The 15,367-nt window shown below is 37.3% G+C and carries 19 protein-coding genes; 10 read left to right on the plus strand and 9 right to left on the minus strand.

Annotated features, from left to right (window positions below; genetic code table 11):
• On the minus strand, nt 1-765 hold the full coding sequence (locus ACLKMH_RS04810) for an FCD domain-containing protein (protein ID WP_413701063.1): 765 nt from the start codon (nt 763-765) through the stop codon (nt 1-3).
• 795 nt (nt 766-1,560) lie between these two features.
• Here ACLKMH_RS04810 and ACLKMH_RS04815 point away from each other — a divergent pair.
• The 8 genes from ACLKMH_RS04815 to ACLKMH_RS04850 all read left to right on the plus strand — a co-directional run bounded on the left by ACLKMH_RS04815 (nt 1,561) and on the right by ACLKMH_RS04850 (nt 7,252).
• Entirely contained in the window at nt 1,561-2,556 is a 996-nt protein-coding gene (locus ACLKMH_RS04815) for a TRAP transporter substrate-binding protein (protein ID WP_413701064.1), read from the plus strand.
• 85 nt (nt 2,557-2,641) lie between these two features.
• Nucleotides 2,642-3,127 carry a TRAP transporter small permease gene (locus ACLKMH_RS04820; RefSeq protein ID WP_413701065.1) on the plus strand — a complete coding sequence of 162 codons (486 nt, stop codon included), beginning with the start codon at nt 2,642-2,644 and terminating at the stop codon, nt 3,125-3,127.
• A 4-nt stretch (nt 3,128-3,131) separates the two neighbouring features.
• Nucleotides 3,132-3,440, plus strand: coding sequence for a TRAP transporter large permease subunit (locus ACLKMH_RS04825; RefSeq protein ID WP_413701066.1), 309 nt, complete (start codon nt 3,132-3,134; stop codon nt 3,438-3,440).
• Entirely contained in the window at nt 3,415-4,443 is a 1,029-nt protein-coding gene (locus ACLKMH_RS04830) for a TRAP transporter large permease (protein ID WP_413701067.1), read from the plus strand. Before ACLKMH_RS04825 ends, ACLKMH_RS04830 begins: the two co-directional genes overlap by 26 nt.
• Before the next feature lie 236 nt (nt 4,444-4,679).
• Nucleotides 4,680-5,666: a mannitol dehydrogenase family protein gene (locus tag ACLKMH_RS04835; RefSeq protein ID WP_413701068.1), complete on the plus strand. Its 987-nt coding sequence runs from the start codon at nt 4,680-4,682 to the stop codon at nt 5,664-5,666.
• Complete coding sequence (locus ACLKMH_RS04840; RefSeq protein WP_413701069.1) at nt 5,653-6,147, plus strand: hypothetical protein; 495 nt, start codon at nt 5,653-5,655, stop codon at nt 6,145-6,147. Before ACLKMH_RS04835 ends, ACLKMH_RS04840 begins: the two co-directional genes overlap by 14 nt.
• Before the next feature lie 23 nt (nt 6,148-6,170).
• The gene (locus tag ACLKMH_RS04845) at nt 6,171-7,100 is read left to right on the plus strand and encodes a class I mannose-6-phosphate isomerase (protein WP_413701070.1); all 930 of its coding nucleotides are present in this window, start codon (nt 6,171-6,173) and stop codon (nt 7,098-7,100) included.
• Between the two features lie 23 nt (nt 7,101-7,123).
• Nucleotides 7,124-7,252, plus strand: coding sequence for a hypothetical protein (locus ACLKMH_RS04850; protein ID WP_413702258.1), 129 nt, complete (start codon nt 7,124-7,126; stop codon nt 7,250-7,252).
• A 58-nt stretch (nt 7,253-7,310) separates the two neighbouring features.
• On the opposite strand, the gene ACLKMH_RS04855 is transcribed toward ACLKMH_RS04850, so the two are convergent.
• The 4 genes from ACLKMH_RS04855 to ACLKMH_RS04870 all read right to left on the minus strand — a co-directional run bounded on the left by ACLKMH_RS04855 (nt 7,311) and on the right by ACLKMH_RS04870 (nt 9,266).
• Nucleotides 7,311-7,868, minus strand: coding sequence for a VTT domain-containing protein (locus ACLKMH_RS04855; protein ID WP_413701071.1), 558 nt, complete (start codon nt 7,866-7,868; stop codon nt 7,311-7,313).
• Between the two features lie 100 nt (nt 7,869-7,968).
• Nucleotides 7,969-8,166, minus strand: a complete 198-nt coding sequence (locus ACLKMH_RS04860) for a hypothetical protein (RefSeq protein WP_413701072.1) — start codon at nt 8,164-8,166, stop codon at nt 7,969-7,971.
• Between the two features lie 337 nt (nt 8,167-8,503).
• The gene (locus ACLKMH_RS04865; RefSeq protein WP_413701073.1) at nt 8,504-8,650 is read right to left on the minus strand and encodes a hypothetical protein; all 147 of its coding nucleotides are present in this window, start codon (nt 8,648-8,650) and stop codon (nt 8,504-8,506) included.
• Nucleotides 8,651-8,750: 100 nt separating this feature from the next.
• A complete protein-coding gene (locus ACLKMH_RS04870) occupies nt 8,751-9,266 on the minus strand; it encodes a hypothetical protein (RefSeq protein ID WP_413701074.1) in 516 nt (171 codons plus the stop codon).
• Between the two features lie 578 nt (nt 9,267-9,844).
• Here ACLKMH_RS04870 and ACLKMH_RS04875 point away from each other — a divergent pair.
• Together ACLKMH_RS04875 and ACLKMH_RS04880 are read left to right on the plus strand one after the other, a co-directional pair.
• Nucleotides 9,845-11,065 (plus strand): carbohydrate porin, encoded by a 1,221-nt coding sequence (locus ACLKMH_RS04875; protein WP_413701075.1) that lies wholly within the window; start codon nt 9,845-9,847, stop codon nt 11,063-11,065.
• A 300-nt stretch (nt 11,066-11,365) separates the two neighbouring features.
• The gene (locus ACLKMH_RS04880) at nt 11,366-12,388 is read left to right on the plus strand and encodes a LacI family DNA-binding transcriptional regulator (RefSeq protein WP_413701076.1); all 1,023 of its coding nucleotides are present in this window, start codon (nt 11,366-11,368) and stop codon (nt 12,386-12,388) included.
• Nucleotides 12,389-12,474: 86 nt separating this feature from the next.
• On the opposite strand, the gene ACLKMH_RS04885 is transcribed toward ACLKMH_RS04880, so the two are convergent.
• From ACLKMH_RS04885 to ACLKMH_RS04900, 4 genes are all read right to left on the minus strand, one after another.
• On the minus strand, nt 12,475-12,984 hold the full coding sequence (locus tag ACLKMH_RS04885) for a methyl-accepting chemotaxis protein (RefSeq protein WP_413701077.1): 510 nt from the start codon (nt 12,982-12,984) through the stop codon (nt 12,475-12,477).
• Nucleotides 12,929-13,714, minus strand: coding sequence for a methyl-accepting chemotaxis protein (locus ACLKMH_RS04890; protein WP_413701078.1), 786 nt, complete (start codon nt 13,712-13,714; stop codon nt 12,929-12,931). Before ACLKMH_RS04890 ends, ACLKMH_RS04885 begins: the two co-directional genes overlap by 56 nt.
• Entirely contained in the window at nt 13,680-14,153 is a 474-nt protein-coding gene (locus ACLKMH_RS04895) for a hypothetical protein (protein WP_413701079.1), read from the minus strand. Before ACLKMH_RS04895 ends, ACLKMH_RS04890 begins: the two co-directional genes overlap by 35 nt.
• A 301-nt stretch (nt 14,154-14,454) precedes the next feature.
• Entirely contained in the window at nt 14,455-15,306 is an 852-nt protein-coding gene (locus tag ACLKMH_RS04900) for a DODA-type extradiol aromatic ring-opening family dioxygenase (RefSeq protein ID WP_413701080.1), read from the minus strand.
• Nucleotides 15,307-15,367 lie beyond the last annotated feature (61 nt).

Raw genomic sequence — 15,367 nt, forward strand, 5'->3', positions numbered from 1 at the left:
TTAATAAATAACTGGGTTTGTGCTAAATAAATAGCCATCGAATTTAGGGTCATCAATATCCGATAAACCCAATAATGTTTGTTTTACGTTTTCTAAATGTTGCCACATTGCATCTCTAGCACCTGCGGGATCTCGTCGTTGTAGGCTTGCTAAAATTTTCTTATGATCCTGTAACCAAAGTTTGCGATAATCTTCGTTATTTATGTGTAAATGTAACTGTTTCCACATTGGGCTATTATCTCTGCGTAACCACAAATCGCGCACCATATCACTCAATACACTGTTTTGCGTTGCATCAGCAATTGCGATATGGAACATTTCGTCGCCATCATATTCTTTGCTGTCATTTTCTAAATCTAAGCGCTCCATTTCTATTGCTTGACGTAATTTTGAAATGTCGTTTTTAGTTACCTGTGTCGCCGCAAATTCTGCAATACGGCTTTCTAGAAATTGACGCGCTTGTAATAACTCGAAGGGGCCTACATCATGTTCACTCTCATTAACCTTTTTATTTTGTGTTGTTTGTGCACTGTTCTCGTCTTCGGGAATGCAAATAACATAGACGCCTGAGCCTTTACGAACGTTTACTATTTCTTGAAGTTCTAACATGATTAATGCTTCACGTACCACAGAACGGCTAACATTCATCGATTCCGCTATTTCACGTTCTGGCGGTAATTTTTCACCAACAGTAAATTCGCCATTAACAATTCTTTCTTTTAAGGCAATACCGATTTTTTGGTAAAGGCGCTTTGGGGAGTTCATTAATAATTATCTCTATTTAGTTTTTGAGTGTGCTTCTGTTGTTTTAAATTGCTTTTACAAGTCAATCGATGAGTTTTTTCAGTTACTTTTGTCTATCTTTAATTGGTCTGTCCAAATTTTCATAAATCTTATTTAAAGGAAATTTTGCGCCTAAAAAGATAAAATTCAAACCTAAAATACACTATTATGGATCACGATCACGTATTTTTTCAATGATTTCGTGAAAATAGATGGTAATTTAGGCTAGATCACACTTTAAAGTTAATTATTGGCTAGACCAATAAAGCGTGATCTATCTCTCTTGGCCTTACCGAAATTACTTCTATACTTAGCACTCTTTTATCAAGTCGCTTTTATTTAATGCTCTACTTTGTCCTCAGGCTAAGACTTAAAATTTTAAGTTTGAGGTATTTATTGAACAAATTGTAATTGCTGTGCAGACTTTGAAAGTTTTTAATTATTAATAGTAATCTTGTTAATCATTAATCATTAATCATTAATCATTTTTGTTTAGCTGTGGTTTGCTCAATATGTAAAGTAGTTGTTACTAAAATGTGAGGGTTAAAGGGCTTTAACTGTGAGCGGAATCACTTGCCTGATATAGGATGGTGACCATAACGTTATGCGTATCACTCATTAACAATATTGTACTATAAGTGTGTTGGATGATGCCTATAATTCGTACCAAGTCAATTTAGGCTTTACCGATATTCATTAAAGTTGTTTTGTGTATTTAAGTATTATTTAGAGATTACTCAAGTGCCTTAGCAACCCAATTTAAACAAAGGAACGGTTATGTTATTTACTCAAAAATTCAAGAAAGTCATTAAAACTACAGTCGCTTGTGTTGCGTTCACCGCTTTTGCAACATCAGCAAGTGCAGAGACACTTCGTGGCGCAAGTATGTTTGATGGAAACCATACATTTACTAAAACCATGGTTAAATTTGGTGAATTAGTAGACCAGTATTACGATGGCGACGTTACTTTTGATTTACGCTTAAACGGTGAACTAGGTGTAGAAAAAGACTACGTTACTTTCTTAAACCAAGGTGTAGCAATTGATTATACTATTTTAGCTCCTTCTAACATGGCAAGATTTGCACCTTCAATTCCATTGATGGATATGCCATTTTTATTCCGTGACTTAGATCATTGGAACACTGTACTTTCAAGCGATACTTTAGCGCCACTTGAAAAAGAACTATCAGATAAAGCTGATATCGTTATTGTAGGTTATGCGGGTGGCGGTACTCGTAACCTGATTTCAAGCAACAAAATTAGTAACAGCGAAGAGCTAGCTGGCCATAAAATGCGTGTAATGGGTGCTCCTATCCAAGCACAAGTATTCGCGACTATCGGTGCGAGACCTTCTGCGATCGCTTATAACGAAGTTTACAACGCAATCCAAACAGGTGTTGTTAAAGGCCTTGAAAATGAAGCCGCTAGTATCCAGAACTTGAAGTTTTATGAAGTAGCACCACACGTTACCTTAACTGCTCATACTATTACTGTTCGTCCTATCGTATTTAGTGGTAAAAGCTTCCGTAAACTACCAGCTGAATTACAAGTCGCTATCAAAAAAGCGGGTAAAGAAGCAGGTGACTTCGGTCGTGAGCTAGAGTCTCGTGAAGATGCAATCAAACTGAAGCAAATGGCTGATGCTGGTCAAATTATGGTTTCAGAATTTGCAAACCGTGAAAAGCTTCTAGAACTTGTTAAACCTGTTCAAGATAAATTTGTCGCTAGCATTAATGCAACAGAATTACTTGAAGCAGTTCGTAGTAAATAATCATCGTTACTTTTAGTTAATAAATATCTCTGTGGTCTCAAGGCCCAGAGATATTCTCATTCCAACGTACTTTTCTGGAACTACCATGATTAAAAAAAGCCTAGAGTTGTTCATTACCGCTCTAAAAATTATTCTCGCCATTCTAGTGGGGTCTTTAATTGTCCCAGTAGCAATGCAAGTACTTGCTCGTTATACGGGTATTATTCCAGTTTATCTATGGACTGAAGAGCTCGCTACTTTTCTTTTCGTATGGGTTGTCATGATTGGTTCTGTCATCGCGGTATGGGAAGGCTCTCATTTTGATGTTCAAGTTATGAAAGATAGTGCTAACCCGCTAATATTATTAATACAAAAAGCTGTGGTTCATATACTAGTGGGAGCATTTGGTGCTCTGTTTGCATGGTATGGTATTGCCTATGCAGAATTTGGAGGTATCCAACATTCCGTAATGATGAATGCAAATCTAATGATTACTCATATTACAGTACCACTTGCCGGCCTTTGCTGGGCTGTTTTTTCTTTCTTCCATCTCGCTGAAGACTTCAATAAATATAAACAAGTAAAAGGGTAATATAATGATTCTATCTACCGGAATAGCCTGTGCCTTATTGGTTGGTCGCTTTCTTCTCTTGGTTATAATACGTATTCCCGTTGCTTTTGCATTAGGTCTGGCGACTATACCTGTCATTATGTTAGATGTGAGATTGACTCCTTTTATCATTATTGATCGCATGTTTCAGTCTTATAACTCTTTTATTTTACTTGCGGTACCTTTCTTCTTGTTAGTCGCCAACTTAATGAATTCGGGTAAAATCACTGATAAATTAATAGATTTCGCTCGTGTTTCTAACAGGTTGGATGCCTGGTGGTTTAGGCCATGTTAACGTTGCGGTTTCTATGCTCTTTGCTGGTATCTCTGGCTCATCAACTGCCGATGTCGCTGGTTGCGGAAAAATATTAATTCCCGCCATGATTAAAGAAGGTTATGACAGACGTTTTGCGATTGCAATCACCGCATGTTCATCGGTAATGGGGGTTATTATTCCACCGAGTATCCTGATGATTGTTTGGGGTGGTGTAATGCAAGTTTCTGTTGGTGCATTATTCTTAGCCGGTGCTATACCTGGGTTGTTAATTGGTTTCTCATTAATGGCGACCGTATACGGTTACGCTAAAGTATATAATTACCCTATTGCAGAAAAACCTACCTGGGCTTCAGCTTTCAAAGCATTTAAAGGTGCGTCATTAGCAATGCTAACACCTGTATTTGTAATATACGGTATTGTGGCAGGTATAGTGACACCAACGGAAAGTGCCATTATTGCGACAGGTTATTCATTATTCCTAGGTATGGTAATTTACAAAACAGTTAAAGTTCGCGATGTTGGTCCGATCCTTTATGATACAGGACGATTTGCATCAATTTCATTGTTTGCAATCGGTACTGCATCTGTATTTGGTTGGTTACTTGCTTATTATAACGTGCCACGTTTAATTATTGATGTTGTTACAGATTTAAACCTTGGTGTGATTGGTACATCATTAGTTATTGCCGGTTTATTCTTGTTCTTTGGTTTGTTTATTGATGCGATTCCAACCATCATCATACTCGGTACTGTTCTTTTACCTGTGGTCGCTCAGGCTGATATTTCACCTGTTGTATTTGCAATTATAGGTATTATCTCGCTCGCCTTTGGACTGGTGACACCGCCCTATGGCTTATGCTTACTCATATCAGCACATATTGGTGGTATGAATGTAATCCAAGTGCTAAAAGAAGTGGTTATTATTCTAATACCAATGTTAATAATCTTATTATTGGTTATTTCGTTCCCTAGCATTGCAACCTGGTTACCTATGCAATTAATGCCTGGCGCATTTAACTAACGGACAGCCTTACTATTTTTATAACAAGTAGTTAAATAGTAAGGTTAAATTTTAAATTATCGGAGGTGCAATACCTCCGATGCTCTAACTATCAAACATACCATTCATAAATAATCCCTCAGCTAGGTTTAGCGACTATTCATTTATGTGTGATTATTTAGGTAGTTAAATTAATCCCATTGTTTAAACAATGGACATCAAACAACTCATTTGCATTGAAATGATAGGATAAGAACGTGACTCAGAATATATCTAATGCTTCATTAAACCCCCAAGTCGTGCGCCCGAATTTCGATCCTTCGACATTAAAATCTCGCATCGTTCATATTGGTTTTGGGGCATTTCACCGTGCGCACCAAGGTTTATATACTAGTGAGATGATAGAGAAAACAGGCTCTGACTGGGGCATTTGTGAAATAAATCTATTTGGTGGCGAACTGATTTCAAACCTTCGAAAACAAGACCATCTTTATTCAGTTTTAGAAAAAAGTAGTGATGGTGTTACGGCAAAAATAAGTGCCTCTGTGATTGAATCGAGACATTCTGTTTTAGATAGTAAGCAAGCAGTTTTAGATAAAATGGCTGAGCCTCAAGTGGCTATTGTTTCAATGACTATTACAGAAAAAGGTTACTGTGCTGATTTAAGTACCGGTCGTTTAGACTATAACAACACTTTAATTATGGCTGATTTGGCTGATCCTCAACAACCTCAATCGGCGATTGGTTATATTGTTGAAGCCTTAAGAATTCGCAAAGTGAATGCCATTAAGCCTTTTACTGTTATGTCCTGCGATAACATCCAAGATAATAGCCGTGTTGCTAAACAAGTTATTTTAGATTATGCCAATAAGTTAGATACAGAACTTGGTGCTTGGATTGAAGAAAATGTAAGTTTCCCCTGTACCATGGTTGACCGCATTGTTCCGGCTATCACAGAGGAGAGCCTTGCTCAATTGACAGAAAGCCTAGGTGTGGAAGATCCCTGTGGTATTGTCTGTGAATCATTTAGACAGTGGGTGATCGAGGATGATTTTGTTAATGGCCGTCCACAATGGGATGCTGTAGGTGCAACTTTTGTTGAAGATGTTAGACCCTTTGAAGATATGAAACTGCGTATGCTTAATGGTAGCCACTCATTTTTAGCTTACTTAGGTTATCTCGCAGGTTATCGTTATATCTATGAAACGATGCAAGATGAAGCCTTTAAACATGCTCGCATTTAAACTCATGACAGAGGAGCAAGCAGTTACCTTATCGATGCCTGAGGGAACAAATTTAACTGAATATGCAAACTTGCTTATTGAACGTTTCTCTAATCCAAGCATCAAGCATGAGACTTGGCAGATTGCTACTGATGGCAGTCAGAAGTTGCCTCAACGTATGTGTGAATCTTTGCGTTTCCATATACAAAATGACACAGCAACACCTTGTTTGATTTTGGGTGTTGCAGGCTGGATGGTGTATGTCAGTGAACAGGATGAGCAAGGTAACAAAATCATCGTTAACGATCCTATGTTAGCGCAGTTTAGAGAAGCCTATGAGAATGCAAAAACGAGCGAAGAAATTGTGATGTCCTTATTAGCACTTAATAATATTTTTGGTGAAGATCTTATTAAAAATACAACTTTTGTGAATGCGCTGGTGGATGCTGTGCAACAATTAAAAACCATAGGTGCTAAAGCCTTAGTAGCCAAAATGCTTTAATTCAAATAAATACTGGAATAATTATGAATTACAAAAATAAACTAGTTCGTTTTCCACCAAATCGCGTATGGCGCTCATATACAGGTGGTAAAATTCTTGATCAGATACAACAAAAAGCCGTGCCTGAAGATACACACTTTCCTGAAGACTGGATTGGTTCAACAACGCAGGCCGTTAACCCTGATAGAAAAGACATAGTAGAGGGAATTTCAAATGCCCTTGTTGGGGATGAAAGCATTAGTTTTGATAAATTAATCGCATTAGATCCGAGTTACTTTCTTGGTGTTGAACATACTAAGGCCTTCGATTTAAACCCAATGTTACTGGTGAAATTCTTAGATTCTTCTGTCCGTTTACATTTTCAAGCGCATCCAACGGCGGAATTTGCTCGTGAACATTTGAATAGTAATCACGGTAAAGCAGAAGGTTATTATATTTTAGATGTGCGTGAAGGAACCGACCCATACGTTTATGTGGGCTTTCAGCATCCGCCTTCGCGTGAAGATTTTAAAGAGATGATCGAAACACAAAATATCGAAGCAATGGAAGCATGTTTTGAGAAGGTGCCGGTAAAACCAGGAGATTGCTTATATATCCCAGGTGGTTCACCACATGCCATTGGTGAAGGTATTTTGATGGTTGAAATCATGGAGCCTTCAGACTGGGCGGTACGTTTTGAATTCACCAAAGCTGGTTATACCATGCCTGAAGAAGCACGTTTTATGAAGCGTGATCTTGATTTTTGTATGGATGTTTTTGATTTCACAGAATTACCGGTGCCACAAGCGATAAAAAAATTCCAACAACCAGCAAAACTGAAATATCAATATACAGACAGTTCATTTCAAGAAACATTAATTGATGACAGTGTGACAGATAAGTTCAGAGTAAAAAGATCAACCATCAAGGAACTGTTGATAAGGTTGAAGAAGACTTTTACATTGGTATTGTAGTTAACGGTGAGTGTGAGATTAAGATTGGCGAAGAAACCTTAGCACTTAAAAAGTTTGATCGTTTTTTCTGTCCTGCAGGTGTTGATGTCGCAACAATCAGCACAGAATCTAGTGTTGAAATTCTAGAGTGTTACCCTCCAATTGTTAAATAATCTTTGAAAATTGACTTCCACTTAGGGTGTTCAGCACTATAAGTGGAAGCTTTCATGTTTACAATAAAAGCGCAATCAACCATTCAGTCACAGTAATTAAAATCAATATCAGCAAGCCTTCACCAATCGCAATACCTAATAAGATGTGTTTATGTGGCATACCCGATAGGCGGGCAAGGTAGACAATAATATCTGTGAAGACCAATGGAAAAAACGCCCAACCAGTAACAGCCGCAACACCGGAAGAATTAATCCAATTTTGTGCTCGTTTTAGACTTTTCCCTGAGAATTTATCTATTTTCCTCTGCATATCTAAATAATCAACCGCAAGGCAAACTAAGTAAGCTGAGCCTAAGGTTGCGAAAAATGTAAGGACAAACATCACTAAGGGGTCAAGTGAGCTAGCCATCATGATAATGGCAGGCATAGTAGGAATAAAAAGTATTCCCCGAAGTGTTATCAATAGCGCATAAGCCGATAAAATATACCAATAATATTGTTCAATAAGATCCTGTAATTCACTCACCCCATAATGATTAATTAACCAATGCATGCTCGTGATGGCCAGTACTGCAATACTTACCCATATAGCTATTTTTAATAAACGCTGAGTCATTTTTTGCGCTCTTTACGAGGTGGGCACTGTTTTACAAAATTAGGATCATTACACTCTTTTCCGCCTTTACAGCGAATGCCTTTAATTGTCCAAGTCACATTCATGGTTCTATGTTTACCAAAAATAGTGAAAAAACAGGATCAGGGTAATCATGAACAACAAACATGTGTGCAAAGAAGGTATCTTTATTACTCGTACTAGGCAGAGTTGTTCTCAAATGATCAAAGAATGCTTCATCATCTAATAAATCAGCAGATTCCGTTAACCATTGCCTAGCCAGCTCTGTTTTGTTCTGCACTTTATACTCAATAAATTTATTTTTGGGCAAAAGCTCTAAGCCCATATTCAATGTGGACTTAAAAATTGGTGGTGTAAATAGGACACACAGCACGGTCAGAACCAGTGAAATAAATAGTCCAAGAATCATTTTTAGCAACATTGTTACGATTTTGTTGTTCAGGAAAGAAACAAGTTTAGTTGGCATTCTCATTTTTATATCTCAGGGATAGTTTAAAGTGAAAAGTATATCAGTTGAGATGATTATAGCAGTGAAAAGTGTATTGTTGATGATGTAGTTAAAAAATAGAGGATGGTAACTCAGCCCATTACCGAGCTGAGTAAATAATTTTTTAGAGTTATTTCTCGTTAAAAGTAACTTGGTATTTTCCTAAGCCTTGATATTCAATTTCAGTCGCTTGATTCATCTCTACTTCAACGATACCTGCAAAAGAGCCTGTGATAAATGCTTGCCCTGCAGTAAAACTAACACCTCTCTTAGTCATATAGTTTAAAAACCAATGCAAAGGTTTTGGTGGCAATATATTAGGGTGTTTACCCTCAAAAGACTGGTTACCCGCTTCTTGACTAAAGGTGATGTTAATTTCACTTGCTCGCGTAAGCGACCTCTTTATCGAGCTCAGGACCGATATATAAGCCTTGGTTAACTAGTCCATCGGCCAATTTTTCATAAAAAGTAATATCAGGTTGATCATTGTAACGACTTTGCATTAATTCTAATGCCATGTGGCGCACTTTTACAGCATCATCAATTTCAGCAACACTATATCCGGCTTCATTAGCCGGTAGGTCAGCACCTAATACAAAAGCGATTTCTGGCTCAACACGTGCTTTTTCATTTTGAGAAAATAAAGCACATTGCTCGCCCGATTGTAATGTATCAGCAAAAATAGGTGCAAAAATAAACTGATTTTCACTTAAAGGTTCTAAACATTTCCAGCCGATCACTGCATCTTCACGTAGCTTTATCATTTCTGCTTGAATGTTATGTACTTGCTCAAGGTCTTGTGGGATAAGTTCAGGGGCTAAACATATCTTTTTAGGTTCTTTGATACGATTACCTAGTAACTGCTTTGCGGCGATTTGATAATTATTTTCCATGGTCTTCTCTTTAATAAGGGTTAAAAATAATATTGCTCGGAACTCTCGGGGCTGTTGATCTTTGCCATTTAAATTTTGTGGTGAACCCGTAGGGCAACTCGTTGCAAAAATAAACTTGAAAGGTCAACTGCCCTTAGCTTCATCAAACAAGGTCAAAAAATTTAGAAACCATCTTATATGATTGGTTTTTGAATGTCTGTGATTGCTGTTCTGTAATTTAATAATACAATATAAAGCGATAATTATAACAATATAATTTTGGTGTTAAGTTACCATTTTTGTAAGTTTTCATAATATTGAAATATTGCTTTTTGGATCCTGCCTTTGGGGGCATTTATGGCAATAAAGATGTGATTACAAGCGGTAATTTCTATGAAACAAAGGTAAAAGTGAGCATTTTTAAGTCACTTTGTGCCTGTTAATTGACTGATATATATAGATTTAAAAATTATTGTAATTTTAATTTATTTCATGGAATTTAATCACAGAATCACTTGTGATGAAACTCGAACTTTTCATTTATTTCATTGGTTATTATTTTTTTCGAGAAGTAAAACTAAAACCATAAAGGAAATACTATGAAAACATTTAAGTTCTTACCAATAGCTGTCGCTGTAGCAACATCGATAGCATCATTCTCTGCCTTAGTCGCTGATGATATTGAAGCATTAACAGAGCGAATTCAAGCGTTAGAAGCACAATCAGATCCTGATTTAGCATTAAAATTCACAGGTTATGCTCGTTATGGCGCACGTTATGCTGGTGGTGACTCTGAATTAGTAGGTATTGGCTCTACAGGTGTAGCAGTAGGTCGTTTAGGTAACGAAGCAAATGGTGGTGAATTCCAATTTACTAAAGGTTTTAAAACAGACAGTGGCATGCTTTGGGATGTTGCGATCATGTTAGATCACTGGGAAAGCTCTGATTGGGGCTCTGAAGGTGGTGCAAATGTTAAAAAATTCTACGCAAGTGGTACAAATATATTTGAAAGCCAACCTGGTTTAAGAATTTGGGGTGGTCGAGATTTCCATCAACGTCCTCAACAGGGGCTAAACGATTACATGTGGCTTGCACACGATGGACAAGGTGCTGGTTTTGATAATTTAGACTTAGGTGGTGCTAAATTTAACTTAGCATTTGTTGGACAAGTTTCTGATAACGGTGGTGCATTAGGTAACGATAACGGTAAATACGCGATCACTTCTAAATTACATGGTATTGATGCTGGCATTGGTAACCTTGACCTTTACTTTAACTATGGCTTTGCTTCTGATCAAGCTGGTACAGCCCTTGAAGATGAAAACTCATGGGTAGCGGGAGCGATGTTAGGTTTAGGCTCTTCAAACAAGATCATTGCTAAATATGCAGATGGTGCAGACAATTCAGCCTTTGATTTAGCTGGCGATAAAAAAGTCATGTACGTCAGTTTAGAAGGTGGAGTTAATCCAAGCGAAAACGTATTTGTTGATTACCTATTATCATACAAAGATATAAGTGGCGATGATGCCACAGAGCAAAGCGAATATTCAGCAATCGTTCGTCCTATGTATAACTGGAACTCAGTGCACTCAACTTGGTTAGAAGCTGGTTATGCAATGGTTGACCAAGATGCGGGTGGTGATCAAGAAGGTTGGAAAGTAACACTTTCTCAAAATATCTCCATGGGTGGCCTTCCTTGGAGCAGACCAATGGTACGTTTCTATGCAACCTTTGGTGATGTAGAAACAACGGATGCAAGTTCAGTAACAACCAATGTAGACACGGCATCATTAGGTGCAATGTTTGAGGCTTGGTGGTAAACACTAAGCATAAATACAAGGCCTGATCTTCAGGCCTTGTTAATACTATTCTCTATATTTTTTCATTTCGTACTTATCGTAGTTCATTGTCAATAGAGCACATTTTGAATACAAGTAATTAATAAAAATAAAGAATTTATTAATTTTTTAGGCTAAAGTTATATTTTATAAAACACTGGAAATCATCGTTTAGTATTTCGTGTTAAATAAAAAAACAGTTTCTTGTGGTGGCCAAAATACGTATTTCGGCACTATTAATATGGATATTAAAACAGATAACTATCATTACGGATAATCGGCATGAAGAAAAATAAAAAATCAGCAACTGTGTATGACGTCGCAAAGTTAGCAGGTGTTTCTCCGAGTACTGTCTCTCGGTTTTTAAACCGCACAACATTTGTTGCAAACAGTAAATGTGATCGTATTGAAAGTGCGATAAAAGCAACGGGTTATAAACCTAAGTTTCAAATGCGACAGGGAGATAACAGACGCTCAATGACAATTGGCGCTATCGTGCAAAACCCTGATAGCCCTTATACTTCAACCATTGTTCGCGACATGGAGCAAATACTCATTAGCAAAGGTTATTCACTTATTATTGCTACTGGTCATTGGCAAAACAAACTAGAAACCCACGCGCTTGAATACCTTATCAAAAGTAATGTTGACGGCATTATCATCATTACAGGTCATCTCAATAAAAAGCTGATCATTAATACGTCAAAAACAATTCCTATTGTCACTGTGGGTTATGATGTTGAAAGCGAAAATATCTGTTCTTTAAACCTCGATAATATTATGGGCGGATATATAGCAACACTACACTTGTTGCAAAAAGGCCATAAAAACATTGCTCATATAAAAGGGCTCTCGACTCAACCTGATACCGATGCGCGTTATAAGGGGTACAAAAAAGCGCTTGATGAATTCAGTATTAAATTAAACAAGAAGCTGGTCAAACAGGGCGATTTCAGCATGGATTTGGGTTATCAATGTACTATTGAGTTGATTGAGTCTAATGTTTACTTTTCTGCTATTTTTGTCGCCAACGATTTAACTGCTTACGGTGCCATTAAAGCCTTACACGATAGAGGTTATCGTGTCCCAGAGGATGTTTCTATTATTGGCTTTGATGATCTCACTACCTCAAAATACTTTACGCCCGCCTTAACAACCTTAAGACAGCCCATTGAAGAGATAGGCACAGTGTGTGCGTTGTCTATTCTTAATTCCGTAGTGAAAGGTGATTATCAAGCAAGAATGCCACCGATGGACTTAATTGTTAGGCAATCAACCAGCTCACGATTTGGCAAAGAGTATTAATTTCGTTAAGTGCGTGTAAGTGAGTTATTAACTGACAAGCACTTAACAAAAAACTTTACCATTACCCTACATCCAACGATGTATTTTTATTTGCTCTTTGCATCGCCATCGCGTTTTTGGCTACGCATTGCATAACTGAAATCTGCATCTGTCACACTAAATTTGCCGATTAATCCTTGTAATTTATCACTTAGTTTATTCAGATCTTCACCAAAAGAAGTATTGTGCTCAAGGTGTTCCAATGTTTGGTTAAATTGAGACTCCATTTCATTAATATTTTCAGCAACAGAAAGAAAATGATTATTTTGGACCTGAGTTTCGTTTTCAATTTTTTCCGCTTGCATATCAATCTCTGCCATTGATAGTGCAAGTTTCTGCATTGCCTCTGCGGTTTGATTAACTTGAGCGACACTGTATTGGCTAGATTTCATGCCTTTTTCCATGATTTCAGTTACGTTAACAGTACCACTCTGAATAGAGGAGATCATTTCTTGGACTTCTTTTGTAGCATCCTTTGTTCGTGTTGCTAATGTTCTTACTTCATCTGCAACAACGGCAAACCCTCGTCCTGATTCTCCCGCACGTGCTCGCCTCAATAGCGGCATTTAAGGCAAGTAAATTTGTTTGCTCTGAGATAGCGTTAATAACATCAATGATAGACTCAATTTTAGTACTGTCTTCGCTAAGCTTTATCACTGCATCTGATACTTGCTTTATCTCATTGGCTAATTGATCCATGCCTTTAATTGTTTTATGTGCAACTTGTTGACCATCATCTAACTCTCCAATATTGTTTTTAACAGAATTAGTGATCTGTTGAATGTAGGCCAAAACTTCATTCGCAGAATCTCTGGTTTGAACAATAGATTCTCCAACAGCACGACTGTGATCACTTTGTCTCATCGATGCAGTTTCAATTTCAGTGTTGCTAGAGAGTAATTCTTGAGACATTGGAATCAATCTTGATACCGACTTAGTAACTTGAGAAACCATATCATCTGTGGAAGCGATAAAAGTATTAAACCCGTGAGCAACAGCTGATATTTCATTTTTTCCTTTGATGGTTAAGCGTTGCGTTAAATCGCCGTCTCCTTGATTCAAGTTTTCAGTCATATTTAAAATATTATTAACAGGTTTTAAAATAAAACGTTGGATTCCGATAAGTATAAATATTAATAAAATCAAGTATATTGCACTAAATACAATAACACTTTGCTCTGCTATTTCAGTTTGATGTACTTCCTCTGCAAAGGCGTTTTGCTGTTCTTCTTCAATACGTTTCGCAATAACATCAATACTGCCGTATATCGCGGATGCGACTGTCATCAAATTCAGCCATGATTTTATTGCCAGCAGGTGCGCCACCCTCGATATAGGCATTAGCCATTTTAACTCCCGTTTGGTGATAAATCTCCATGGTAGGAATCAGAGATGTGTAGTCAATACCCGAATGATGATCAAGTCGTTTTAACTCGGCCACTGCTTGACGAAATTGAGTCACAGAATTTTCAGCTTCATCAAACCCGTCATTTAAACCATCCATTGCTCTTGTTGCACTAATATCTGTTAACCACTGTTGAATTTGTATGGTAGCGACTTGTAGAGAATGAAGTTCTGCTATTATTTTTGTTTCTGTCTCCGCAAGGAAAACCATTTGTTCTCGGATTTTATCTGACTGTATAAACTGAAGAACGGACTGAAATGCCAATGTAGTAAAAAGAATAGTTAAAATTAAATAGGCTTTAGCCCGAATAGAACTGAACATTATGTTATTCCTTTTAAGAGACATTAAGTGTTGTTATTTCTGGTGGCAGTTTTTTGCGCAATTTTTATTTACAACTTAAAACATAGTCCATGAATCGACTTTTTTCTTAAAATATAAATATAATATGCGCTACCTGGCATTGATAAGTTTCTTGAAGCTGATATATAAAGCAATAAATAGGGGATTTTATGGAATGTAATGCGCAAGATCGGAAACTCAGCGCTTTTTAAATAACCGATCTACGCGTGTTATTTTTATTTTCAAGTATGCGCTATTATTTCTCGATGTTAGCAGTACCTCATTAATTAAAACGATATGCATCCATCGCCAAAATATCGCGTTCAATATCTTGATGTATCATTTCTGCCTTTCCGGTTCCGCTGGCTCCCATAGTCGCAATAAGTGGCAGAAAGTGCTCCTGTGTTGGGTGATTAAAAAGAACATCGGGAGCTTCGTCCAGATAGTTTAATAATGGTGCTACTTGTCCGTTGCTAAGGTGTTTATTTACCCAAGTCGCAAATGCCGTAACCCGCTGTTTACTGCCGAAGGTCGGGTTAAAAAACTCACGCAGATTATGACTGATATTACCTGAGCCGATAATAAGGATGTTTTCATCTCTCAGTGATGCTAATAACTTCCCATATTCATAGTTATGACTAGCCCCTAGCGAACTATTAATTGAAACTTGCACAATAGGAATGTCAGCCTTTGGAAACATCAGTCGTAACGGAATCCATACACCATGATCCCAACCTTGTTGCTCATCTAGTTTAGGTTTTAAACCTGCCTCTTGGAAACGTTTGGCAATCTGTTGTGCTAATTCAGGCGAGCCGTGAGCCTGATATTGAAGCTTATATAATGGTTTTGGAAAACCAAAAAAATCATGGATAGTTTTAGGTTGTTTTCCCGCAGTGATCACAATGTCATTTACACGATCAAAGTGTGCGGAAAATACTACTATGGCTTTGGGTTTCATCAGTGATTTTCCTAATGCTTGCAAAAATAAAGAGGTTTTACTTTCCTCTATTGCCATCATCGGAGAGCCATGAGAAATAAAAAGTGCGGGTTGTTTTTTCATGATGCGACCTCTTTGGTTAATGCCAGCGGGATTTAATGTAATACCTAAAAATTTAATCAGAGTAATAAAAAACATTTTTATTACCCATTATTCTCAAGGGGATTCTAGCCTCGATTAAATTAGTGACTAATTACCT

The organism is Psychromonas sp. KJ10-10, assembly GCF_047323245.1.
Taxonomy (GTDB): domain Bacteria; phylum Pseudomonadota; class Gammaproteobacteria; order Enterobacterales; family Psychromonadaceae; genus Psychromonas.